This is a genomic window from Pseudarthrobacter sp. MOO14, assembly GCF_058267675.1.
In genome coordinates, this window is the sequence record NZ_CM177849.1 from 2,694,155 (window position 1) to 2,717,667 (window position 23,513).

At 67.6% G+C, this 23,513-nt stretch carries 18 protein-coding genes; 14 read left to right on the forward strand and 4 right to left on the reverse strand.

Annotated elements, in window-relative coordinates:
• The first annotated feature begins 186 nt into the window (after positions 1-186).
• Both AC4EEV_RS12585 and AC4EEV_RS12590 read left to right on the forward strand, forming a co-directional pair.
• A complete protein-coding gene (locus AC4EEV_RS12585; RefSeq protein ID WP_018762646.1) occupies positions 187-753 on the forward strand; it encodes a type 1 glutamine amidotransferase domain-containing protein in 567 nt (188 codons plus the stop codon).
• A gap of 128 nt (positions 754-881) precedes the next feature.
• Positions 882-2,381 carry a DHA2 family efflux MFS transporter permease subunit gene (locus tag AC4EEV_RS12590; RefSeq protein WP_018762645.1) on the forward strand — a complete coding sequence of 500 codons (1,500 nt, stop codon included), beginning with the start codon at positions 882-884 and terminating at the stop codon, positions 2,379-2,381.
• Positions 2,382-2,397: 16 nt separating this feature from the next.
• Here AC4EEV_RS12590 and AC4EEV_RS12595 read toward each other — a convergent pair whose 3' ends face one another.
• A complete protein-coding gene (locus AC4EEV_RS12595) occupies positions 2,398-3,234 on the reverse strand; it encodes an alpha/beta fold hydrolase (protein ID WP_018762644.1) in 837 nt (278 codons plus the stop codon).
• 57 nt (positions 3,235-3,291) lie between these two features.
• Positions 3,292-3,963 (reverse strand): TetR/AcrR family transcriptional regulator, encoded by a 672-nt coding sequence (locus AC4EEV_RS12600; protein WP_491329102.1) that lies wholly within the window; start codon positions 3,961-3,963, stop codon positions 3,292-3,294.
• A 229-nt stretch (positions 3,964-4,192) separates the two neighbouring features.
• Between AC4EEV_RS12600 and AC4EEV_RS12605 the strand changes: the two genes are divergently transcribed.
• From AC4EEV_RS12605 to atzF, 5 genes are read left to right on the forward strand one after another with little or no spacing between them, the layout of a single operon-like run.
• Positions 4,193-5,698 (forward strand): amino acid permease, encoded by a 1,506-nt coding sequence (locus AC4EEV_RS12605; RefSeq protein ID WP_491329103.1) that lies wholly within the window; start codon positions 4,193-4,195, stop codon positions 5,696-5,698.
• A 44-nt stretch (positions 5,699-5,742) separates the two neighbouring features.
• A complete protein-coding gene (locus AC4EEV_RS12610; RefSeq protein ID WP_491329104.1) occupies positions 5,743-6,618 on the forward strand; it encodes an urea amidolyase associated protein UAAP1 in 876 nt (291 codons plus the stop codon).
• Entirely contained in the window at positions 6,615-7,286 is a 672-nt protein-coding gene (locus AC4EEV_RS12615; protein WP_018762640.1) for an urea amidolyase associated protein UAAP2, read from the forward strand. The genes AC4EEV_RS12610 and AC4EEV_RS12615 overlap by 4 nt, the downstream gene beginning before the upstream one ends.
• Positions 7,283-11,029 (forward strand): urea carboxylase, encoded by a 3,747-nt coding sequence (gene uca / locus AC4EEV_RS12620; RefSeq protein ID WP_491329105.1) that lies wholly within the window; start codon positions 7,283-7,285, stop codon positions 11,027-11,029. The genes AC4EEV_RS12615 and uca overlap by 4 nt, the downstream gene beginning before the upstream one ends.
• Positions 11,026-12,888 carry an allophanate hydrolase gene (atzF, locus tag AC4EEV_RS12625; protein WP_491329106.1) on the forward strand — a complete coding sequence of 621 codons (1,863 nt, stop codon included), beginning with the start codon at positions 11,026-11,028 and terminating at the stop codon, positions 12,886-12,888. The genes uca and atzF overlap by 4 nt, the downstream gene beginning before the upstream one ends.
• On the opposite strand, the gene AC4EEV_RS12630 is transcribed toward atzF, so the two are convergent.
• Positions 12,866-13,780 carry an alpha/beta fold hydrolase gene (locus AC4EEV_RS12630; protein WP_491329107.1) on the reverse strand — a complete coding sequence of 305 codons (915 nt, stop codon included), beginning with the start codon at positions 13,778-13,780 and terminating at the stop codon, positions 12,866-12,868. The two genes, atzF and AC4EEV_RS12630, sit on opposite strands and share 23 nt — an antisense overlap.
• A gap of 68 nt (positions 13,781-13,848) precedes the next feature.
• Between AC4EEV_RS12630 and lysS the strand changes: the two genes are divergently transcribed.
• The 3 genes from lysS to AC4EEV_RS12645 all read left to right on the forward strand — a co-directional run bounded on the left by lysS (position 13,849) and on the right by AC4EEV_RS12645 (position 16,041).
• A complete protein-coding gene (gene lysS, locus AC4EEV_RS12635) occupies positions 13,849-15,387 on the forward strand; it encodes a lysine--tRNA ligase (RefSeq protein WP_018762636.1) in 1,539 nt (512 codons plus the stop codon).
• Positions 15,388-15,389: 2 nt separating this feature from the next.
• A complete protein-coding gene (locus AC4EEV_RS12640; RefSeq protein WP_018762635.1) occupies positions 15,390-15,566 on the forward strand; it encodes a hypothetical protein in 177 nt (58 codons plus the stop codon).
• Positions 15,567-15,708: 142 nt separating this feature from the next.
• On the forward strand, positions 15,709-16,041 hold the full coding sequence (locus tag AC4EEV_RS12645; protein WP_018762634.1) for a histone-like nucleoid-structuring protein Lsr2: 333 nt from the start codon (positions 15,709-15,711) through the stop codon (positions 16,039-16,041).
• Positions 16,042-16,131: 90 nt separating this feature from the next.
• On the opposite strand, the gene AC4EEV_RS12650 is transcribed toward AC4EEV_RS12645, so the two are convergent.
• Positions 16,132-16,773, reverse strand: coding sequence for a hypothetical protein (locus AC4EEV_RS12650; protein WP_243835392.1), 642 nt, complete (start codon positions 16,771-16,773; stop codon positions 16,132-16,134).
• Between the two features lie 247 nt (positions 16,774-17,020).
• Between AC4EEV_RS12650 and AC4EEV_RS12655 the strand changes: the two genes are divergently transcribed.
• From AC4EEV_RS12655 to dhaK, 4 genes are all read left to right on the forward strand, one after another.
• Positions 17,021-19,513, forward strand: a complete 2,493-nt coding sequence (locus AC4EEV_RS12655) for an ATP-dependent Clp protease ATP-binding subunit (protein WP_026266017.1) — start codon at positions 17,021-17,023, stop codon at positions 19,511-19,513.
• An 87-nt stretch (positions 19,514-19,600) separates the two neighbouring features.
• Positions 19,601-21,727 (forward strand): S9 family peptidase, encoded by a 2,127-nt coding sequence (locus tag AC4EEV_RS12660; RefSeq protein WP_491329108.1) that lies wholly within the window; start codon positions 19,601-19,603, stop codon positions 21,725-21,727.
• Between the two features lie 34 nt (positions 21,728-21,761).
• The gene (locus AC4EEV_RS12665; RefSeq protein ID WP_491329109.1) at positions 21,762-22,271 is read left to right on the forward strand and encodes an amino-acid N-acetyltransferase; all 510 of its coding nucleotides are present in this window, start codon (positions 21,762-21,764) and stop codon (positions 22,269-22,271) included.
• Between the two features lie 238 nt (positions 22,272-22,509).
• Positions 22,510-23,511 (forward strand): dihydroxyacetone kinase subunit DhaK, encoded by a 1,002-nt coding sequence (gene dhaK, locus AC4EEV_RS12670; RefSeq protein ID WP_491329110.1) that lies wholly within the window; start codon positions 22,510-22,512, stop codon positions 23,509-23,511.
• Positions 23,512-23,513: the final 2 nt, after the last annotated feature.

The following is a 23,513-nucleotide window of genomic DNA, read 5'->3' on the forward strand; positions in this document are numbered from 1 at the left end:
ACAGCCGCACCGCCAGAGTCGAAGGTCCCGGGAAGGAACCGCCACCACGGCGTCACGTGGATTCCAATATAGTCAGCTTGCTTATCACTTTCACCTTTCCTAGGGTGGAAGTTGTCAGGAATTCAACTCTGGAAGCGGATCCGGGCACCGCAGTGGTGCATGGTCCGCCTCAGGCAAGGAGGAGCTATGTCGGAGCACAACATCGCAGGCAAGAAGGTCGCATTCCTGCTGACTGACGGCGTGGAGCAGGTGGAGCTCACCAGTCCCTGGCAGGCCGTGAAGGACGCCGGCGGCGAGCCCACCCTTTTGGCGCCCAAGAGCGGCAAGCTGCAGGGCTACAACGGCACGGACAAGGGCGATACCTTCGACGTCGACCTCACGGTGGCGGAGGCAAATCCCTCCGATTATGACGCGCTGGTCCTTCCCGGCGGGGTTGTCAACGCGGACCATCTGCGGGTGGACAAGGACGCCCGGGCCTTCACGCGCAGCTTCTTTGAACAGCACAAGCCGGTGGCGTCCATCTGCCACGGGCCGTGGCTGCTGATTGATGCAGGAGTCATCAAGGGCCGGAACGTCACGTCCTACTTCACCCTTGAGACGGACCTGAAGAACGCCGGCGCCAACTGGTCGGACCAGGAAGTTGTGGTGGACCAAGGCCTGGTGACCAGCCGCAACCCGGATGACCTCCCGGCATTCAACAGCAAGCTGGTGGAGGAGATCTCGGAAGGCCGGCACGCGGGCCAGACAGCCTAAAGCCCCAACTGTTCCCTCAGGGTTTAGGGGAAATTCCCGTGCCGGGGAATTACTCCAGCGGGTAGAGTGTTGGCATCTGCAGCGGCGCCGACCGCCCATCACTTTCAAGAACCCCTGAGGGAACACCCATGTCTACCGAAGTCTCTCCCAACGCCGGCGGCCAGTCCGTTCCCGCCGCAGGAACCGTCGCGGAACCCCGCACGGGCACCGGGCCCGCTGCGCCGGAGAAGATGTCCCGGGAGTCAGTGACCATCATCAGCACGCTGCTGGTGGCGACGTTCGTGGTGATCCTCAACGAGACCATCATGAACGTCGCCCTGCAGCGGCTCATGGTGGACCTCCGCGTGGACGCACCCACCGTCCAGTGGCTCTCCACCGGGTTCATGCTCACCATGGCCGTGGTCATCCCCACCACCGGTTTCATCCTGCAAAGCCTGTCCACCCGGGCCGTTTTCATGCTGGCCATGGGATTGTTTGCCGGCGGCACCGCACTTGCCGCCGTGGCCCCCGGATTCGAAGTCCTCCTGCTGGCACGCATCGTCCAGGCAGGCGGCACGGCCATCATGCTCCCGCTGCTGATGACCACCATCCTCACCCTGGTCCCGCTGGCCAGGCGCGGCGCGGTCATGGGCAACGTCAGCATCGCCATCTCGGTCGCCCCGGCCATGGGCCCCACTGTTTCCGGGCTGATCCTCGAACACTTCACCTGGCGCTTCATGTTCGTGTTCGTGTTGCCGGTGGCGCTGGCGGCCCTGGCCATCGGCGCAAAATTCCTCACCAACGTGGGTGAGGCGGAGAAGACCAAGCTGGACTTCTCCTCCGTGCTCCTCACGGTCCCCGCGTTCGGCGGCCTTGTGTACGGACTCAGCCAAATCGGCGGCGGCCACGGCGGCCAGTCCGGTCCCGGCGCCGCAGCCATCGCCGCCCTGGTCATCGGCGTGGCCGCCCTCGCGGTTTTCATCCTCCGCCAGGTCCGCCTGCAGAAGGCCGCTGCGCCGCTGCTGGACCTGCGTGCGTTCAAATTCCGGATGTTCACCGTCTCGGTCCTGCTGATGGTGGTGGCCATGATGGCATTGTTCGGCGGGGTCATCCTGCTGCCGCTCTACCTGCAGGAAGTCCGGGGCCTGGGCTCGCTGGAAACCGGACTCGCGCTGCTCCCCGGCGGCCTGGCCATGGGGCTGCTCGGCCCGGTGATCGGCCGCGCGTTCGACAGGGTGGGCCCGTTGCCGCTCACCGTGACGGGATCCATCCTGATGGTGGTGACGCTCTGGCAGTTTTCAATGCTCGACGCCGGCACGGCGGTGTGGTGGATCATCACCCTGCACGTCGGGCTGAGTTTCGGCCTGGCCCTGCTGTTCACCCCGGCCTTCACCACCGGCCTGAACCCGCTGCCACCGCACCTCTACTCGCACGGCTCCGCGATCATGAGCACCACCCAGCAGGTGGCCGGCGCCGCCGGGACGGCGCTGCTCGTGTCCATCTTCGCCGTGGTGAGTGCGACGTCGGGGCTCGTCGCCGGGATGAGCGCCGCCTTCCTGACGGCAACCGTCATAGCCCTTGCCGCCGTCGTGCTGTCCGCAATGATGCGCAAGACTGAAGGCGCCGGACCGGGCCACGGCGCCCACTAGCCCAACCGGGCCGGGATCAGCCGGCGAAGAAGTCGCTCAGTTCCTTGATCAGCTTGTCGGGGGCCTTGATGGCGCCGTCGTGGCCGAAGCCGGGCAGGATGGTGTAGCTGGAGCCGGAGAGGACGTCGTGGATCTGGCCGCACGCGATGCCGAAGTAGGCAGGGCTCTTTTCGCCCACCACGATCAGCGTCTCCAGGGGGAGCGCCTGGAACGGTTCGGCCGGCATGTCTGCGGCGATGATGGCCTTGATCTCGCGGACGCCGGTGCGCATCAGTTCGCGTTGCTGCTTGCCCTCCGTGGTGCCCGCGGTCAGCTTGTTGGCCAGCGTCAGCATGGACAGCGGCATGCGCGAGGAGAACGTGCCGCCGGCCTCAAGGCCGCGCTGGATCACCGCGAGGGCCCGGTCGTCGTCTCCGGCAGCAACGGCGCGTTCGTACTCCACGATCCAGCTGGCCGTGACGCTGCCGTTCACCGAGACGGCGGGGTCGTAGACGGCCAGCCGTTCCACCGGCAGCGTCCGTGCCGCGTGCAGGGCAACCGCTCCACCGAAGCTGTGGCCGAAGACGTCAGTGCTGGCGGTGTGCTTCATGACGGTGTCCAGGTCCCGGATGTCCACGTCCAGCGTGTAGTCCTCGGGCTGCGGGGACGATGAGCCGCGGCCGCGGCGGTTGAACGTGTGCACCGGCCGGCCCAGGGCGGCGCTCAGTTTCTGGGCGAATTTGGTGTAGTCCGCAGCCGTCACCATGGAGGGCGGCACCACCACCACGCCCGAACCAGCCGAAGCGAGTTCCGCGCCGGTGGAGAAGAGCTCCACAGTGCCGCCGTCGGGGGTCCTGATGTTCTCTCGCGTCATGTTCCGAGCCTAGCCGAGCAAGCCGGGTGCGGGCATCACTGGCCGGTGCGGCCAGGCTCAGGCGAGCCGCCCGATCAGCTCCCTGCTGGCTGCGCGGATGGCCGGGAGCTCCGCGCCGAGTCCACAAAGGATGAGCCCGGCATCCGCCGCCTGCAGGGCCGATTCTGCGTTTGCCGCACCGTCCGCGCGGAGGTAGATCAGTGATTCGACCAGGCGGAAGGTGAAGTCGCCGCCGTCCGGCCCGGAGGCGCTGGCCGACAGGCCGCTGCCAAGTTCCCCGTAGAGCCGCCGCAGTTCCTGCCGGTCGGCCAGGAACCGGGCAAAACGCGTGCTCCGGACCTCGGGCAGGTGGTAGAGGACGCCGAGGTTCCAGCGTGCGCTGCACAGTTGCGTGCCGTCATACAGTGCGACGGCGTGCAGCCGGCTCCCGGCCGGGCTTTCGGTCCCTGCGCTGCCGGCGGGCAGCGCGGCCACGGCCCGGGCAAACTCCAGGCCGCCGGACACCGTTCCCTCGAGCAGGTCCTCAAGGATGTCGTCCTTGGTCTTGAAGTGGTGGTAGAGCGATGACTGCCGGATCCCGACCGCGTCCGCGATGGACCGGGTGGAGGTGCTGGCGAAACCCTGGGTGGTGAACAGTTCCGCCGCGGCATCGAGGATTTCGTCGCGGGCGGTGGCGCCTGGCCGTGATGGCTGTTGGTGGCGGGGGCGTCCCGGTCCGGCGTAAGTCACCGACTCATTCTTGCACCGCAAAGCGGGCCCGAAGGTGCCCTGCGGGAACGGTGAGGGGATGGAAATATCCCCGAAACAAGATGTCTATCCGCCTTTTACAGAGGGGAAACTGTTTGGGGACATCGCGCTGGAAAACTATCAAGTGACCGGTAATCCGCAGCCTTCGGCCGAGCGCTGCACTGCCGGAAGGCTTCGCCCCCAAGATCCCTTTCCAGCCCCGGAGATTCCCATGACATCCACCGTTCTTCCCACCGTCCACCAGGACGATGCAGACCTGACGTCCCTTGGCTACCAGCCCACCCTGCACCGAAAGCTCGGCCGCTACGCTTCCTTTGCCGCCGGTTTCTCCTTCGTCTCTATCCTCACCACCATCTTCCAGCTCTTCGCCTTCGGCTACTCCTTCGCTGGTCCCGCGTTCTTCTGGACCTGGCCGGTAGTGCTGGTGGGCCAGCTGCTCGTGGCCCTCAATTTTGCCGAACTCGCCGCCCGCTACCCGCTCTCCGGAGCCGTTTACCAGTGGGCGCGCCGCGTCGGCGGGGAGGCCGTGGGCTGGTTTGCCGGCTGGTTCATGGCCATCGCGCAGGTGGTCACCGCGGCAGCCGCAGCCATCGCCCTCCAGGTGGTCCTGCCCCAGCTGTGGGACGGATTTCAGGTGGTGGGTGGTGACCCCGCCCTCAACACCGTCACCGGGGCATCCAACGCGGTGATCCTGGGTGCCGTCCTGCTGGTGGCCACCACCATCATCAACTCCCTGGGCGTCAAGCTCATGGCGCACGTGAACTCCGTCGGTGTCACCTGCGAAATCGTCGGCGTCGCAGCCGTGATCCTCGCCCTCATCAGCGCCGCCCAGCGCGGTCCGGACGTGGTGGCGGACACCACCGTCCTTGAGGGCTCGGACCTCGGCGCCGTGGGAGCCTTCCTGGTCTCGGGGCTCATGGCCGCCTACGTCATGGTGGGCTTCAACTCCGCCGGGGAGCTCTCCGAGGAAACCAAGGACCCGCGCCGCACCGCACCGCGGACCATTCTCTCCGCCCTGCTCATCTCCGGCATTGGCGGTGCCCTGATGATCATCACCGCCCTGATGGCCGCCCCCAGCCTCGACGACGGCCGCCTCGCCACCGAAGGCCTGCCCTACGTCCTCACCGCTGTCCTGGGAACCTTCTGGGGAAAGGTCCTGCTGGTTGACGTTGCCATTGCCATCTTCGTCTGCACCTTGGCAGTCCAGACCGCCGGTTCCCGGCTCGTATTCTCGATGGCCCGCGACGGCAAGCTCCCGGCGTCGGCCTTGCTCTCCTCCGTTCACCCCACCCGCGGGACGCCCATGTGGCCCTCGATCGTGATCGGCGCGCTGGCAGTTGCCGTGCTGGCCATCAACGTCGGCAACGCTGCCCTCTTCACCACCCTGTGCAGCGTCTGCATCGTGATGGTTTACATCGCCTACCTCCTGGTCACCGTCCCGCAGCTGATCAACCGCCTCCGCGGTGACTGGGCGCGGGTGGGCCAGACCATGCCTGCCGGCCTGTTCTCCCTGGGCCGTTGGGGCCTGCCGGTCAACATCCTCGCCGTCCTCTACGGAGGCCTCATGGTGGTCAACCTCGCCTGGCCCCGGCCCGAGGTGTACGACCCCTCCGGCGACAACGGGCTGCTCCTGTGGTCCGCACCGCTCATGGTCGCCGCCGTCCTCCTCCTGGGCGTCTGGGTCCGGCGCAGGAACCTCGCAGCCACCAAGGCCTGAGCCCTAGATTCCCATCGTTCCCGACAACAACCAGGACCTCGACCATGACACAGACCATCGAAACGGCCGCCGCCGGCACCGCCACCACGGCCGGCGCCCGCGCCCACGCCAGGGACCAGCACGGCAAGACCGCCGAAACCATGCGCTTCGTCCCGGCCGCCTCCGCGCCAGGGCGCCTCCTGTCCGGAATGCCCGACGACGCGTCCCCCACCTGGGCGGAGTCCCTCGCCTTTGGCCGCTACACCACCATGGCATGGGCCCGCGGCACCCGGATCCGGCTCACGGATACCGCCGGCGACGGCTGCGTCCACGCGCTCCTGTACCGGACCGGTGCCACCCACGAACGACTGAATGTCGCCGACACCGTCAAGGTCCCGTGGCAGGCCTATCCCGCTGCCGGGCACCCGCTGCTGTCCGACGCCGGCCGGCTGATGGCCACCATCGTGGCCGATACCTCCGCCCGGCATGATGCCCTGACGGGCGCCACCACGCTCACCGGCAACACCGCGAAATACGGTGCGGGAACAGTCCACAGCGCATCTCCGGCGGCGCGCGAACTGCTCACGCTGGGCGCCCTGAAGAACGGGATGGGTCCGCGGGACGTCGCTCCGTCGCTGTCCTTCTTCAAGGGCATCACCGTTGACCCGGCCGGCAGCATCACCTTCACCGGCAGCGCAGGCCCCGGTGCCGCCGTCGAACTCCTTCTCCACCTGGACGCCGTCCTGGTCCTGGCCAACACAGCGCACCCGCTGGACCCCCGCCGGGAGTTCACCGGAACTGCCGTGGACATCCTTGCCTGGCACGCGCCGCAGGACCTTCGCGAACTCGAAGCCGGCCGCCTGGTTGGCCCACTGGCCCCGGAACACCTGCAGGCCCTGCTCAATACCGAACACGATCTCACCGCAAGGAACGCCCGATGAACACCGCCATTGAGACCCGCCCGGACGCTGCAGGCACGGCACTTGCCCCCGGCACCCTGATCCTGGACGAATTTGTCGAAGCCCGCGGCCCCTGGTCGGCAGTGGTGGCAGCCGGCGACGTGCTGACCATCGTGGACCTGGAAGGCAACCAGGCCGTTGACTGCTTGCTCTACGCAGCCGGGGACACCACCGTGCGCTACTCGGCTGCAGCCACCATCGCCGCGCAGCAGTCCATCGTCCTCACCACCGGTTCGGTCCTGCGCGCCGACACCGGTGCTGCCCTGATGACCGTTGTTGCGGACGAAGTGGGCGTGCACGACACCATTGGCGGCGCCTGCTCGCAGGAATCCAACACCCTGCGCTACGGCCAGCACACCCGCGAACAGCACGCCTGCGTGGAGAACTTCCTGATCGAGGGCTCCCGCTGGGGCCTGGGCAAACGGGACCTGGTGTCCAACATCAACTGGTTCATGAATGTCCCGGTGGACCCGGACGGCGCCCTGGGGATCGTGGACGGACTGTCCGCCCCCGGCAAGCGCGTTGCGCTGAAGGCGGAGGTGGACACCCTGGTGCTCGTCTCCAACTGCCCGCAAATCAACAACCCGTGCAACGGCTTCAATCCCACGCCCGTCCGCATGATCGTCACCCGGCCGGAGGCTGCACTGTGACCACCACGAAACGCTTCGACACACTGTTGGTCGCCAACCGCGGCGAAATCGCGTGCCGGATCATTGAATCCGCCAGGAAGCTGGGGCTGCGCACCATCGCCGTCTTCTCCGAGGCCGACCGCGGCGCCAAGCACGCCCGGCTCGCCGACGAGGCTGTGCTGCTGGGGCCAGCGCCCGCCAAGGAGTCCTACCTCCGGGTGGAGGCGATCCTGGCCGCGGCAAAGGAAACCGGCGCCGGCGCCATCCACCCTGGTTACGGCTTCCTGTCCGAGGACGCGGCCTTCGCCGAGGCCGTGGAAGCCGCAGGTCTCGTCTTTGTTGGCCCCACCCCCGAACAGCTGCGGATCTTCGGAACCAAGCACACCGCGCGCGACGCCGCACGGGCGGCCGGGGTACCCATGATCGCCGGTTCCGGCCTGCTTGAGGACGTGGACGCCGCCGTCGCGGCCTCCGCAACCATTGGGTTCCCGCTGATGCTCAAGGCCACCGGCGGTGGCGGCGGGATCGGCATGACGGTCTGCCGCACGGAGGCCGAGCTCGTGGACAGCTTCCCCCGCGTCGCCCGGCTTGCCGGTGCCAGCTTCGGCACCGCAGGGGTCTTCGCCGAACGGTATGTGGAGAACGCCCGCCACGTGGAGGTCCAGGTCTTTGGCGACGGCGAAGGCCGGGTGGTCAGCCTGGGCGACCGGGACTGCTCCCTGCAGCGCCGCCACCAGAAAGTCCTCGAGGAGGCCCCCGCCCCGGACCTGCCCGTCGATCTGCGCGAGGAACTGCACCGCAGTTCCCGCGCCCTCTGCGCCTCCCTTAACTACCGCTCGGCCGGCACAGTCGAGTTCGTCTACGACTCCGCCCGCAAGGAAGCCTCCTTCCTGGAAGTCAACGCCCGGCTCCAGGTGGAGCACCCCGTCACCGAGTCCGTCACGGGGGTGGACCTGGTGGAATGGATGCTCCGCCTCGCCCAGGCCGGCGCCGAAGCCCACACGGTGTTGGCGGACGTGCCCGATGCGTTGCCGGTATCCGGGCACGCCGTGGAGGCCCGCGTTTACGCAGAAGACCCGGCACGCGGCTTCCAGCCCAGCGCCGGAACCGTCACCAGCGCCGCCTACCCGGGGCCGGAGGAAGCACGCGTGGATGCCTGGGTGGAGACCGGCACCGACGTCTCCACCAACTACGATCCCCTCCTGGGCAAAATCATCACCTCCGGCGCAAGCCGCACCGAGGCCTTCGACCGCCTCGCCGTTGCGCTGGGCAACACCCGGATCGATGGCATCGAGACCAACCTAGGGCTGCTCCGCGCCGTGAGCGGCATGGACGTGGTCCGCGCCGTCGAGCACTCCACCAGCACCCTGGACAACGTGGGAGACCCCGAACCGCGGATCACCGTGGAACGACCCGGGCTGCAGACCAGCGTGCAGGACTGGCCTGGACGCACCGGGCTCTGGCAGATCGGCGTTCCGCCCAGCGGCCCCATGGATGACCTCTCCTTCCGCCTGGGCAACACTGCGCTGGGAAACCCCGAAGGGGTCCCGGGCCTGGAGTTCACCATGACTGGACCCAGCCTGGTGTTCACGCATGCCACCACCGTCTGCGTCACCGGCGCGGAGGTCACAGTGACCGTTGACGGCGTGGAGGTGCCCGCCTGGACCCCCGTGACCGTCCCGGCAGGCGGGACGCTCGACGTCGGCACGGCCACCGGCAAGGGCCTGCGCGGCTACATCCTGTTCCAGGGCGGCCTGGACATTCCCGCCTACCTGGGCAGCGCGTCAACCTTTACCCTGGGCCAGTTCGGCGGCCACGCCGGACGGGTTCTGCGCGCCGGCGACGTACTCCGCGCGGTCACGGTGGATGGGGTACCGGCCGCAGGCCAAGCTGCAGCGGTGCCCGCCGACAGCCGCCCCGTCCTCGTGTCCACCTGGGAACTGGCCGTGGCCGAGGGGCCGCACGGCGCCCCCGAGTTCTTCCAGCGCGAAGATATCGAGGACCTGTATGCCGCGGAGTATGAGGTGCACTTCAATTCCGCCCGCACCGGCGTCCGTCTCATCGGCCCCAAACCCCGCTGGGCACGGACCGACGGCGGCGAGGCAGGCCTGCACCCTTCCAACATCCACGACACCGCCTACTCGGTGGGCGCCCTGGACTTTACCGGCGATACCCCCATCCTGCTTGGCCCGGACGGGCCCAGCCTGGGCGGGTTCGTCTGCCCCGTCACCGTCGTGACGGCCGAGCGCTGGAAGCTCGGCCAGCTCCGTCCGGGGGACAAGGTCCGGTTCGTGCCCATCAAAGCCAGCCAGGCGCCGTCGGCCGCGGACTTGGGACCCGGCCGCCAACTGGTCCTCCCGGGCGACGCCGGCTGGTCCGGCAGTGCCGCCCTGAAGCTTCCGGCAGCGGCAGCCGTAGCGCCGGGGCCGGTCCGCGGAGATGGCGACGACGGCGTCCTGGGCCGGGTGCCGGAAGGTTCCGGCCGGCCCGCGGTCACGTACCGCCGCTCCGGCGATGACAACCTGCTGGTCGAATACGGCGACATGGTGCTGGACTTGGGCTTGCGGGCCCGGGTCCACGCCCTGCACCAGCACATCGAAGCGCTCCGGGTGCCCGGCATTGTTGACCTGACCCCGGGTATCCGGTCGCTGCAGATCAAGGTGGACCCGTCCGTCCTGTCCACCCGCCGGCTGCTGGGCCTGGTCCAGGAGGTCGAGGCAGCCCTGCCGGCGAGCTCCGAGCTGGTGGTTCCCAGCCGCACCGTCCGGCTGCCGCTGTCCTGGGACGACCCCGCCACCCGTGAGGCGATCGAACGCTATATGGCCGGCGTCCGGGATGATGCACCGTGGTGCCCGTGGAACATCGAGTTCATCCGCCGGATCAACGGCCTGGACTCCGTCAACGAGGTCTTCGACACCGTCTTCAATGCCGAATACCTGGTCCTGGGCCTGGGCGACGTGTACCTGGGTGCGCCTGTGGCCACGCCGCTGGATCCGCGGCACCGCCTGGTCACCACCAAGTACAACCCGGCGCGCACCTGGACCCCGGAGAACGCGGTGGGCATCGGCGGTGCGTACATGTGCATTTACGGGATGGAGGGCCCCGGGGGCTACCAGTTCGTGGGCCGCACCACCCAGGTGTGGTCCCGGTACGCCGATTCCGCTCCGTTCGAACCCGGATCGCCTTGGTTGCTCCGTTTCTTCGACCGGATTTCCTGGTACCCCGTCAGCCCGGAGGAACTCCTGGACCTGCGCGCCGACATGGCGGCCGGCCGCGGCCGCGGCGTGGAGATCGAGGACGGCACGTTCTCGCTCGCTGAGCACGAACAGTTCCTGGCCGAAAACCGCGCGTCCATCGAGGCGTTCCGGGACAAGCAGGGTGCGGCTTTCGCTGTGGAACGGCAGGCATGGGCTGACGCCGGCGAGTTCGACCGTGCCGACGCGCTCGCCGCCGTCGCCGCCCCCGCAGCAGATGACGTGGTGGTTCCGGACGGCGGGTCCCTGGTCTCCGCCCCGTTCGCCGCGAGCGTCTGGAAGGTGGATGTGGCCGAGGGCGACCGCGTGGCCAAGGGGCAGCCCCTGGTGTCACTGGAGGCCATGAAAATGGAGACAGTCCTGGAGGCGCCGTGCGACGGCGTGGTGCTCCGGGTCCTGCCCACGGCGGGTGCGCAGGTGGTTGCCGGGGAGGCGGTGGTTGTCCTCGGCGGCAGCGACCTTGCGCTGCTCGAGGTGGAGGACCTGGAACTGGAAGGGGCCACGGTATGAACCCGGCACCCGCAGGCGCCGCCACGCGGCGCGCCGAGGCAGCACTGGCCGCGGTTGGCGCCGTGGACCGCCCGGAAATCTGGATAATGCTACGCGGCCGCGAGGACGTCCTGGCCGAAGCGGCAACCATCGACGCCGCCGTTGCCCGGGGTGCGCACCTGCCGCTGGCCGGACTGGTGCTGGCCGTGAAGAACAACGTTGACGTGGCCGGGATTCCCACCACGGCGGCCTGCCCCGGCTTCGCCTACGTGCCGGAGCAGGATGCCGAAGCCGTGGCGCGGCTCCGCGCCGCCGGTGCCCTGGTCCTCGGCGCCACCAACCTTGACCAGTTCGCCACCGGCCTGGTGGGAACGCGCAGCCCCTACGGCGCCGTCCGGGACTCCCGCCGGCCGGACCGGATCTCCGGCGGGTCCAGCTCCGGGTCCGCCGTGGCCGTGGCGCTGGGACTGGTGGACATCGCCATCGGCACCGACACGGCAGGATCCGGCCGGGTTCCCGCCGGGTTGCAGGGCATCGTGGGCATCAAGGCAACGCTGAACGTGGTCTCCACGGCAGGGGTGGTGCCGGCCTGCCGGTCCTGGGACGCCGTCACGATTTTCGCCCGGGACCTGGCCACGGCCGAGCTCGCCATGGGCATCATGGCCGGCGGTGCCCGGGCGTGGCCCGCGGACACAAAGCTCGCAGCGCCGTCCCGGCCCCGGGTGGCCTACCCCGCGAGCCTCCCGGCCCTGCCGCCTGAGTGGGCTGCGGAATTCCAGCGGCAGGTGGACCGCCTGCGGTCCAGCGGGGTGGATGCCGAAGCGATCGAGTTCGACGCGTTCCTCCAGGCAGCACGGCTGCTCTACGACGGAGCGCTGGTGGCCGAACGCCACGCTGCAGTGGGGGACTTCCTGGCAAAGCACGACGCCGGCACGGACGGCCGGGCAGGCATCGATCCCACCGTGGAAGGCATCATCCGTGCCGCCGGCACGGTGTCCGCCTCCCGGTACGTCGCCGACACCGCCAGGCTGGAGGAATTGAAGGCCACCGCCATGGGCCGCCTCCAGGGCTTCGATGCCCTCCTGGTTCCGACGGCGCCGTTCCACCCCACCCTGGCCGAGGTTGCCGCGGATCCGGTGGGGGTGAACTCGTTGCTGGGCACCTACACGAACTTCTGCAACCTGTTCGATCTTTGTGCCGTCGCTGTCCCGGCCGGCGGGGTGGACGGCGCCCAGTTCGGCGTCACGGTGGTGGGCCGGGCGTTCGATGACGCCGTGGCGGCGGACATCGCCCGCCGGCTGGAAACCACCCCCGCGCAGCCTGGACTCTTCGCGGCCGGGGCGGCGCCTGGTGCCGCAGGACTGGAGGCAGCCGCAGGAGCCGCCCGGCCGTCGTCGCCCATTCCCTGGCCGGTCGCCGCCGGCGCAACGGCCCTGCCGCTGGTGGTGGTGGGCGCGCACCGCAAGGGCCAGCCGCTGGCCCGCGAGCTTGAGGAACTCGGCGCCTTCTGGGACGGGCCCGTTCGCACTTCTGCGCGCTATCGGATGGTGGCACTGGACACGGTGCCGCCGAAGCCCGGCGTGTACCGGTCCGACGACGGCGCAGAGCTGGCCGGGGAGCGGTGGCTGCTGCCGCCCGCGGCCTTGGGGACGTTCCTGGCCGCCCTTCCCGAGCCAATGCTGCTCGGGTCGGTCCAGCTCCGTGACGGGACGGCCGCCGTCGGCTTCGCCTGTGACGCCGTGGCCGCCGCGGGCGGGGAGGACATCACCGCCTGGGGCGACTGGCTGGCTGACCGGAGCAAAGAACCGAAGCCGCGGACCGTGTGGCGGGACCTGGGGGAGGCTGCCTTGGCGGGCTTCAGCCGCGGGGAACGGGGATAGCTCCGGAGGAATCCGGGCGGGGCGGCCCGGCCGGATTCCCGCCGGTGAAGTACGTGGAGACATCAGCCACGAGCTCCTTGACCGCCGCCGGAATGGAGCCGTGGAAGCATTTGGGTGAGAGCTGGTGGGTGCTGCCCGGAACGGCTGCGTGCAGCCGCTCCGCGGTCACCTTGTAGTAGCCGGGGCTCTTCCCGCCTGCCATGAAATGCGTGCCGGCCGGCAGCACGCTGAAGTCCCGCGCGTAGTCCTTTTCGTCGAAGGCCGCACGCAGCTCACCCACTCCGCTGGGCATCACCTCGCGGAACAATGTGTTCACCTTGGTCCGGGACAGCACGGCCATCAGGCCGGCCAGCACGGGAACCGGGATCCGTGCCATGACGGAGCCGGGACTGGTGGCCTTCTCCATGTACGCCAGGGCGCGGCCAACCCTGCCGTTGTTGACGGCGTCCTCGAATCCGTCCAGCCAGGCGGTGTCGATGCTGCCGTCGATGTTCACCGCGGCGTCGTACACCGCGAGTTTGTCCGGCACGTACCCGGTGCCAGTGAACTCCTGGACGGCGTTGAGCGCCACCGCCCCGCCCAGGCTGTGGCCCAGAATGTTCCGGGCACCGGTGGCATCCATCACGGTCCGGACATCCGAAATTTCGGTGGCCATGGAGTAGCCAGGCGGCTGCTCGGAGGAGTTGCCCCGGCCGCGCCGGTCGTACACGTCCACCGCCCAGCCCTCGCCCAGACCCTTCGCCAGTTCCACCGAGAAGGGGCGGTAGATCGAGGCGGTGAGGAACGCGCCGCCGATCACCACGACGCGCCGTTCTCCCGGCGCATCCGCGGTGCCGTAGCTGTAGACAGCCAGCCTGCCGCCGTCGTGCGTTGGAAGTACCCGTTCTTTCACCCGCCCATCCTAGGGGGCAAGCCTGCGGGCCAGCTGAAAGTCCGGGTGGCCAAATCCCGGTAAACTTGATGATTGTGACTTCCCAAAACACCCCCGCGCCCAAGAACGCCCCGGAGCCCCTCGACGCCAGCGAGCAGATGCGGATCCGCATGGAAAAGCGCGCCAAACTTCTTGAGCGCGGCGCGGAGGCGTACCCCGTGGGAGTGGAACGCACGCATTCCCTCGCCGAGATCCGGGAAAAGTACGCCCACCTCGAAGCGGACGACACCACCGGCGACACCGTGGGCGTCACCGGCCGGGTGGTCTTCGTCCGAAACACCGGCAAGCTCTGCTTCGCCACCCTGCAGGAGGGCGGCACCGACGGTAAGGGCACACGCCTGCAGGCCATGCTGAGCCTGGCCAACGTGGGGGAGGAAGCCCTCGCGGAATGGAAAGCCCTGGTGGACTTGGGCGACCATGTGTTCATCAAGGGCGAGGTAATTTCCTCCCGCCGCGGCGAACTCTCCGTCATGGCCGAATCCTGGTCCATGGCATCCAAGGCCCTCCGCCCGCTGCCCGTCCTGCACGCGGACCTGAACGAGGAAACCCGCGTCCGCCAGCGCTACGTGGACCTGATGGTCCGTGACGAAGCCCGCGAAATGGTCTACACCCGGGCCGCCATCACCCGCTCCATCCGCGAAACGCTGTTCCGCCACCGCTACGTGGAAGTGGAAACGCCCATCCTGCAGCTGGTCCACGGCGGCGCCCTGGCACGCCCGTTCGAGACCCACATGAACGCGTTCGACCAGAAGATGACCCTCCGGATCGCCACCGAGCTGTACCTCAAGCGGGCAGTGGTGGGCGGCATCGACCGCGTCTACGACATGGGCCGCGTGTTCCGCAACGAGGGCGTCGATTCCACCCACAGCCCCGAATTCACCACCCTTGAGTGCTACGAGGCCTGGGCTGACCAGTTCGTCATGGCCGAACGGATCAAGGAGATCATCCTTGACGCCGCGGACGCCGTGGGGGCCGGACGCGTGCTGCAGACCGAGGCGGGGGAGATCAACCTCGACGGCGACTGGGCCTGGTTGCCCGTCTACCCGGGGCTTTCCGAGGCTGTCGGGCAGGACATTACGCCGGACACCTCCGTGGACGTGCTCCGCGAGCTCGCGGCCAAGCACGAGGTCAAGGTTGATCCCAAGTGGGACGCCGAGAAGCTGGTGGTTGAGCTCTTCGGCGAAATCGTGGAGCCCACCCTGCTCAACCCCACCTTCGTGTACGACTACCCGCCCTCGGCCCAGCCGCTGGCCCGCCCGCACCGTGAGGACGGCCGGCTGATCGAGGCCTGGGACCTGATCATCGGCGGCATGGAACGCGGCACCGCGTTTTCCGAGCTGATCGATCCCGTCATCCAGCGCGAACGCCTCACCGAGCAGTCCCTGCACGCGGCCGCCGGCGACGTCGAAGCCATGCAGCTGGACGAGGACTTCCTGCGCGCCCTTGAGTACGGCGCCCCGCCCATGGGCGGCATCGGCCTGGGCATCGACCGGCTGGTGATGCTGTTCACCGGAGCCGGTATCCGCGAAACCATCCTGTTCCCGCTGCTGAAGCCCGAAGGGCACTGACCATGGAATACGTAGCCGTCATTCTTCCCTCCCTGGTGGTGGGCCTGATTTTCTGGTTTGCCATGAAGGCGATCTTCAACGCGGACAAGGCTGAGCGCCAGGCCGAGGCCCGTGCCCAGGCCGAGGCGGATTCGCTCCCGGCGCGGCCCGCCGACGGCCCCCGGCCGGAATCGCAATAGATTAAATCCCCGCCGACTTTCCGCCTTTATCCACCGGGAACCAAAAGGCGCTTTGACGCGTTGCCAACATAAGAGTCATACTTTTTAGGGAAACATCCTGCTTTTCTGAAAATCGAACTTTCCAGCAAGAGGAAGACTTTTAATGGCACAGAAAGTAAACATCATCCTCGTTGATGATCTGGATGGGGGATCCGCAGACGAGAATGTTAAGTTCGGCCTCGATGGGGTCAACTACGAGATTGACCTGTCGGCAGCCAATGCCGCTGAACTTCGGTCTTCACTGGAGAGGTTCATTAACGCTGCACGCAAGGCTACCGGAGGTCGCACCGCCCAGCGGGCCAAGGCTCCCACCGGCGGCCGCAGCCACGATTCGGCGCAAATCCGGCAATGGGCCCGGGATAACGGCTACACCGTTAACAGCCGCGGCCGAATTCAGGCTGAAATCCAGGAGGCCTACCAAAAGGCAAATTCCTAGCTACGGAGCCAACCTGGCTAAAAAGCCCTGCTTCCCGCCTTGGGGAGGCAGGGCTTTTGTCTGCGGCACGTAATAAGGGTATGGGCGGAATTACTCCCGCAGCGCACCCGGGGATTCGCCGCGGCGCGATTCACGGCGCAGCAGGCTGCCGGCAGCAAACTGCTCGGTGACATAGAACACGAAAGGCGGAATATCGCCTGTTTTCGCCAGCACTACCGCACATCCGACGCTGGCAAGGCCAACCGCTGCCGCTTCCTTTTTCCGGTGCGGCAAGGTTGCCAGGGCGCCGGAGAGGGACCCGAGCGCGAGCACATGCAGCCACGCATAGGCGTAGAAGGGCCATGCCGGGAAGCGGCGCGCCGCGAAGCGCTCCAGGTCCGATGCTCGCACTGCAAGCTCGGAGACGAACAGAGGCGCTCCGGCGGCAAGTGCGACGGCGGCTGTGCCGGCGAGTGCCCTGCTCCTTCCCGGCGGGAGGGCGAGGGCCAGCCGGGCAAACGCCGCGGGCATGGCAGCGGTTCCCGCCGCGGCGACATGTTGTCCCGCCACCCACCAGCGCTGCCCTTTGCGGAGCATGTCCAGCCGCCGCGCAGCGTCGGGCTCAAGGTATACCCCCGGCACCGGGCTGATGCCGATCAGCCAAACCCCGCCCGCCGCGAGTGCAACCCCCGCCGGGCGCCTGACGCGTTCCAGGTCCACCTTCGGCATCTCCCGCCCTCCCTGTTGGTTCACGCTGCCCTCGTTGCTCCCGTTGAAGCGGCCAGGCCCGCTGTTATGGCCAAGAATGGCGCAACACCCGGCCGGGGACAAGGGTTCTTTGATGTACTCCTTTGACCGCTGATGCCCGGTGTCCCAGGTCCTTTGGAGGGGGCGCGGCATTATTCCGCGAAGACCCATGTTTCCCCTGTGGCGAACACGCTCCACAACTCCGGACCGGCCACGTAGCATCAAAGTACGTCGTAGCTAGGAGTGTGGCGAAATGTTTGAGCGATTTACGGACCGTGCCCGTCGCGTAGTTGTGCTTGCCCAAGAAGAGGCACGCATGCTGAACCACAATTACATCGGTACCGAACACATCCTCTTGGGTCTGATCCATGAGGGTGAGGGTGTTGCCGCTAAAGCTCTTGAGTCCTTGAGCATTTCGCTCGACGGCGTTCGCGAGCAGGTGCAGGAGATCATCGGGCAGGGCCAGCAGGCTCCTTCCGGCCACATCCCCTTCACCCCCCGTGCCAAGAAGGTACTGGAGCTCTCGCTGCGCGAAGCCCTCCAGTTGGGCCACAACTACATCGGCACGGAGCACATCCTGCTCGGCCTCATCCGCGAGGGTGAGGGCGTCGCCGCCCAGGTGCTGGTCAAGCTCGGCGCAGACCTCAACCGGGTCCGCCAGCAGGTCATCCAGCTCCTCTCCGGCTACCAGGGCAAGGAAACCACCGGCGCAGGCGTCGGTGGCGGACAGCCCGAAGGCGCACCCGCCGGTTCCGTTGTCCTGGACCAGTTCGGCCGCAACCTGACCCAGGCTGCGCGCGAGAACAAGCTGGACCCCGTCATCGGCCGCGAGCAGGAAATGGAACGTGTCATGCAGGTCCTTTCCCGCCGCACCAAGAACAACCCTGTCCTCATTGGCGAGCCCGGCGTCGGCAAGACCGCCGTCGTCGAAGGCCTGGCCCAGGCGATCGTGCGCGGCGATGTCCCGGAGACCATCCGCGACAAGCAGCTTTACACACTCGACCTCGGCTCCCTGGTGGCAGGTTCCCGCTACCGCGGCGACTTCGAAGAGCGGCTCAAGAAGGTCCTCAAGGAGATCCGCACCCGTGGCGACATCATCCTGTTCATCGACGAGATCCACACCCTGGTGGGTGCCGGTGCCGCCGAAGGCGCCATCGATGCGGCCTCGATCCTGAAGCCCATGCTGGCCCGCGGCGAGCTGCAGACCATCGGTGCCACCACGCTGGACGAGTACCGCAAGCACATTGAGAAGGATGCCGCGCTGGAGCGCCGCTTCCAGCCGATCCAGGTCAAGGAACCCTCCGTGGCCCACGCCATCGAGATCCTCAAGGGCCTGCGCGACCGGTACGAGGCACACCACCGCGTCACCATCACCGACGGTGCCCTCGCCTCCGCCGCAAGCCTCGCCGAGCGCTACATCTCGGACCGCTTCCTGCCGGACAAGGCGATCGACCTGATCGACGAGGCTGGCGCCCGGTTGCGCATCCGCCGCATGACCGCTCCGCCGGAGCTCAAAGCCATGGACGAGCGCATCGCCAAGCTGAAGATGGAGAAGGAATCCGCCATCGACGCCCAGGACTTCGAAGGTGCAGCTTCGCTCCGTGACAAGGAGCAGAAGATGATCTCCGAGCGCGCGGAGAAGGAACGGCACTGGAAGTCCGGCGGCATGGACGACATCTCCGAGGTGGATGAGGATCTCATCGCCGAGGTGCTGGCCAACTCCACGGGCATTCCCGTCTTCAAGCTGACCGAGGAAGAGTCCTCGCGCCTGCTCAAGATGGAAGACGAACTGCACAAGCGCGTCGTCGGCCAGGACGAGGCCATCAAGGCGCTCTCCCAGGCCATCCGCCGCACCCGTGCAGGGCTCAAGGACCCCAAGCGCCCCGGCGGCTCGTTCATCTTCGCCGGCCCCACCGGCGTCGGCAAGACCGAGCTCGCCAAGGCACTCGCCGAGTTCCTGTTCGGTGAAGAGGACGCCCTCATCACCCTGGACATGTCCGAGTACTCCGAGAAGCACACCGTCTCGCGGCTCTTCGGTGCCCCTCCGGGCTACGTGGGCTACGAAGAGGGTGGCCAGCTGACCGAGAAAGTCCGCCGCCGTCCCTTCTCCGTGGTGCTGTTCGACGAAGTGGAAAAGGCCCACGCGGACCTCTTCAACTCGCTGCTGCAGATCCTGGAAGACGGCCGCCTGACCGACTCCCAGGGCCGCGTGGTGGACTTCAAGAACACCGTGATCATCATGACCACCAACCTGGGTACCCGGGACATCTCCAAGAGCGTCGCCACCGGCTTCCAGTCCGGCACCGACACGCAGACCGGCTACAACCGCATGCGTGCACGGGTCACGGAGGAACTCAAGCAGCACTTCCGCCCCGAGTTCCTGAACCGTGTTGACGACGTCGTGGTGTTCCCGCAGCTGACCCAGGACGAGATCATCGAGATCGTGGACCTGTTCGTCACCCGCCTGGAGAAGCGCCTCAAGGACAAGGACATGGGCATCGAGCTCACCAAGGCCGCCAAGGTGCTCCTGGCAACCCGCGGCTACGATCCCGCCATGGGTGCCCGGCCGCTGCGCCGCACCATCCAGCGCGAGATCGAGGACCAGCTCTCCGAGAAGATCCTGTTCGGCGAGATCCACCCCGGCGACATCGTCGTGGTGGATGTCGAGGGCGAAGGCGACGACGCGAAGTTCACCTTCGCGGGCAATGCCAAGCCGCGCATCCCGGAGATCGCCCCGAGCGTCTAGCCTCCACAGCCAAAGCCCCGCCGCTCCCCTCGGAGCGGCGGGGCTTTCGCATTGTGATCAGCGGCACAAACCGTGTTGAATCGGGGCATGGCTAACTTGGAACCGGTGATCCCGGATGAGCAACCACTGACCCCCTTCCACGACCTCGACCACTACCTCTCCATCCCACGGGTAAGCGGCCTTGCCTTGAGCCCCGACGGTTCGCGGCTGGTCACCACCGTCAGCACCCTCAACGGCAAGGGCACTGAATTCGCCACGGCGCTGTGGGAGCTGGACCCGGCAGGACAAAAACACGCCCGCCGCATCACCCGCAGCGCCAAGGGCGAAGCGGGTGCCGCCTTCGCGGCCAACGGTGACGTGTACTTCACGTCCGCACGGCCGGACCCGGACAGCCCGGACGAGGAGCCGGTCAACGCGCTCTGGATGCTTCCCGCTGACGGCGGCGAAGCCCGGGTGGTCCTCAGCCGGCCCGGCGGCATCAGCCGCATCATGACGGCCAGGGACGCCGACGCAGCCTTTGTGACGGCAGAGGTCCTGGCCGGATCCGCCGACGAAGGAGACGACGCCGAGCGGCGCAAGTCCCGGAAGGACAAGAAGGTCTCGGCCATCCTGCACAGCGAATACCCGGTCCGCTACTGGGACGCGGACCTGGGGCCGGCCCAGCCGCGCATCTTTGCCGTCGAGCCGGGGGAGGACGCGGCTCCTGGCAAGCCCGCCACGGTTGACGCCACCGCGCCCCTTGCCCTGCGCAACCTCACGCCCGACGCCGGGCCCCGGCTGCGCGAGGCGGAAACCGTGGTCAGCCCGGACGGGAAGACCATTTACAGCAGTTACACCAAGCCCCTCGCCAAGGCTGACAGTCGATCCATCCTCGTGGCCGTGGATGTGGCCTCGGGCAGCCTCAAGATCCTGCTGGACCACGAAGGCATGAGCTACTTTCCGGGGCCCGTCAGCCCTGACGGCAGGACGCTCGTGGTGGTCAGCGAGTCCGACTCCACCCCGCACAAGGCGCCGGAGATCAAGCTGCACCTGCTCGACGTGTCCGGTGACGCCGCCGTCGACGACGCTTCCGGCCTGCAGCCCCTCGCCCATGACTGGGACCGCTGGGCCAAGCCCGCAGCCTGGCTTCCGGACGGCTCCGCCATCCTCGTCACGGCGGACGACGACGGCGCGTCGCCGGTTTTTCGGGTCAGCGTTCCGTCCGCTGCCGCGGAGGTGGGCGTCACAAGGGTGACGCAGGACTCCGCGGCGTACACCGACGTCGCCATCTCTCCGGAGGGGCGCCACGCGTACGCCCTCCGGAGTTCCTATGCGTTCCCACCCGAGGCCGTGCGCATCGACCTGGCCACCGGCGAAACCACGCGCCTGCCCGCTCCGGCCGAACGCCCGGCCAGTCCCGGACGGCTGGAGCGCATCGCGGCCTCCGCTGCCGACGGTTCCCGCGTCCCCGCATACCTTGCGCTGCCGGAGGGTGCCTCTGCCGGGTCCCCGGCGCCGCTGCTGCTCTGGATCCACGGCGGTCCGCTGGGCTCCTGGAACGCCTGGACCTGGCGTTGGAACCCCTGGCTCCTGGCGGCCAAGGGCTACGCCGTCCTGCTCCCCGATCCGGCCTTGTCCACCGGATATGGGCAATCGCACATCCAGCGCGGCTGGGGTTCCTGGGGGAAAGCGCCGTTCACCGACCTCATGGCCGTCACGGACGCCACCGTGGAGCGCCCGGATATTGACCCGGCGCGGACCGCCGCCATGGGAGGCTCTTTTGGTGGCTACATGGCCAACTGGGTTGCGGGCAACACGGACCGGTTCAAGGCCGTGGTGACCCACGCCAGCCTGTGGGCCCTGGACCAGTTCGGTCCCACCACGGATGCCTCGCAGTACTGGCTGAAGGAAATGACCGAGGAGATGGCACTGGAGAACTCCCCGCATCTCCACGCGGAAAACATCAGCACCCCCATGCTGGTGATCCATGGCGACAAGGACTACCGGGTGCCCATCGGCGAGGGCCTGCGCCTCTGGTATGAGCTGCTGTCCAAGTCCCGGCTGGCCGCGGACGACGACGGGCAGACGCCGCACCGGTTCCTCTACTTCCCGGACGAGAACCACTGGATCCTCAAGCCACAGCACGCCAAGGTCTGGTACCAGGTGGTGGAGTGGTTCCTGGCCAGGAACGTCCTGGGCCAGGAGACCGAGCTGCCGCCGGAACTCGGCCTCTAAATTCCCGGCCACCCCGACCTCGTAGGATGGCCTTGTGACTGAGTCCTTCCATATCCGCCCTGCACGCACCAGCGACGTCCCGGCCATCAAGAAGCTCGTGGCGCCCCTGGCTGAGGAACGCATCCTGATGGCGAAGGAGACTGTGGCGTACTACGAGAGCCTGCAGGAGTTCAGGATCGCCGAGTCCAGTGACGGCGAAGTGATCGGCTGCGGGGCGTTGCACGTCATGTGGGAGGACCTTGCCGAAATCCGCACGCTCGCGGCCTCCGGGCAATGGCGGGGCAAGGGGGTGGGGCACGTCCTGGTGGAGAAGCTGTTGGAGGAAGCCCGGGCCCTTGGTGTGGCCCGGGTTTTCTGCCTGACGTTCGAGGTGGACTTCTTCAAGCGCCACGGATTCGAAGTGATGGCCGACCAGTCCGCCGTGGACCCCGAGGTGTACTCGGAGCTCCTGCGCTCCCATGACGAAGGCGTGGCGGAATTCCTGGACCTGGCCCGCGTCAAGCCGAATACCCTGGGCAACACCCGGATGATCCGCATCCTCTGAACGCCGTCCCGGCAAGGAATCAATGACCCGTCCTTGCATTATTCGAATTGATGGATAAACTATCTGTGGCCGGGATATGGGGGGCCTCAGGAAAGGGACAGTCATTGGGGGCTGTCCCTTTGCTGCGTCCGGGGCAGGGGTGCGGGGAAAACCGGATCGAACGAACCTACCGCCACCGGCCACCCCGGTAGTAGGGTCAAAAAACACATCCTCCAGGAGCGCAGCCAGGAGCACCGCCATGAAGAAACTCATCAACGATCCCAAATCCGTCGTCGAGGAAGCCGTCCAGGGGTTTGGCCTGGCTTACGCCGACCTTGTCACGGTCAACAACGACCCCATCTACATCACGCGCAAGGATGCGCCCGTGGCCGGCAAGGTGGGGCTGGTTTCCGGCGGAGGCAGCGGCCACGAGCCGCTGCACGCCGGCTATGTGGGCAAAGGAATGCTCGACGCCGCCGTGCCGGGGGCGGTGTTCACCTCACCGACGCCTGACCAGATCCTTCCGGCCACTCTGGCCGTCAATTCCGGCGCCGGGGTGGTGCATATCGTCAAGAACTACACCGGTGACGTCCTGAACTTCGAAACCGCCGCCGAGCTCGCCGAGGCCGAAGGCGTCACCGTCCGCACCGTCCTGGTCAACGACGACGTCGCCGTGGAGGACTCGCTTTACACGGCCGGCCGACGCGGAGTGGGAGGCACCGTCCTGGTGGAAAAGATCGCCGGGGCCGCGGCGGAACGCGGCGACGACCTCGACGCCGTGGCCGCCATTGGCGAGAGGGTCAATGCCAACGTCAGGACCATGGGCGTTGCGCTGTCCGCCTGCACCGTTCCGCACGCCGGCACCCCGAGCTTCGACCTTGCCGACGACGAGATCGAAATCGGCATCGGTATCCACGGCGAGCCAGGCAGGCACAAAATCCCGATGGAAAACGCAGACAGCATCACCAACCGCCTGCTGGAACCCGTCCTTGCCGACCTGCACGTCGGCGCAGGGGACAAGGTGCTGCTGTTCGTCAACGGCATGGGCGGCACCCCGCTGAGCGAGCTCTACATCGTTTACCGGCGGGCCGTGCAGGTGCTTGCCGACGCCGGGGCCACGGTGGAGCGCTCGCTGGTGGGCAACTACATCACCGCCCTGGAGATGCAGGGCTGCTCCATCTCGGTGCTCCGGCTCGATGACGAGCTTACGGAACTGTGGGACGCCCCCGTCCACACCGCTGCCCTGCGCTGGGGCGTGTAACC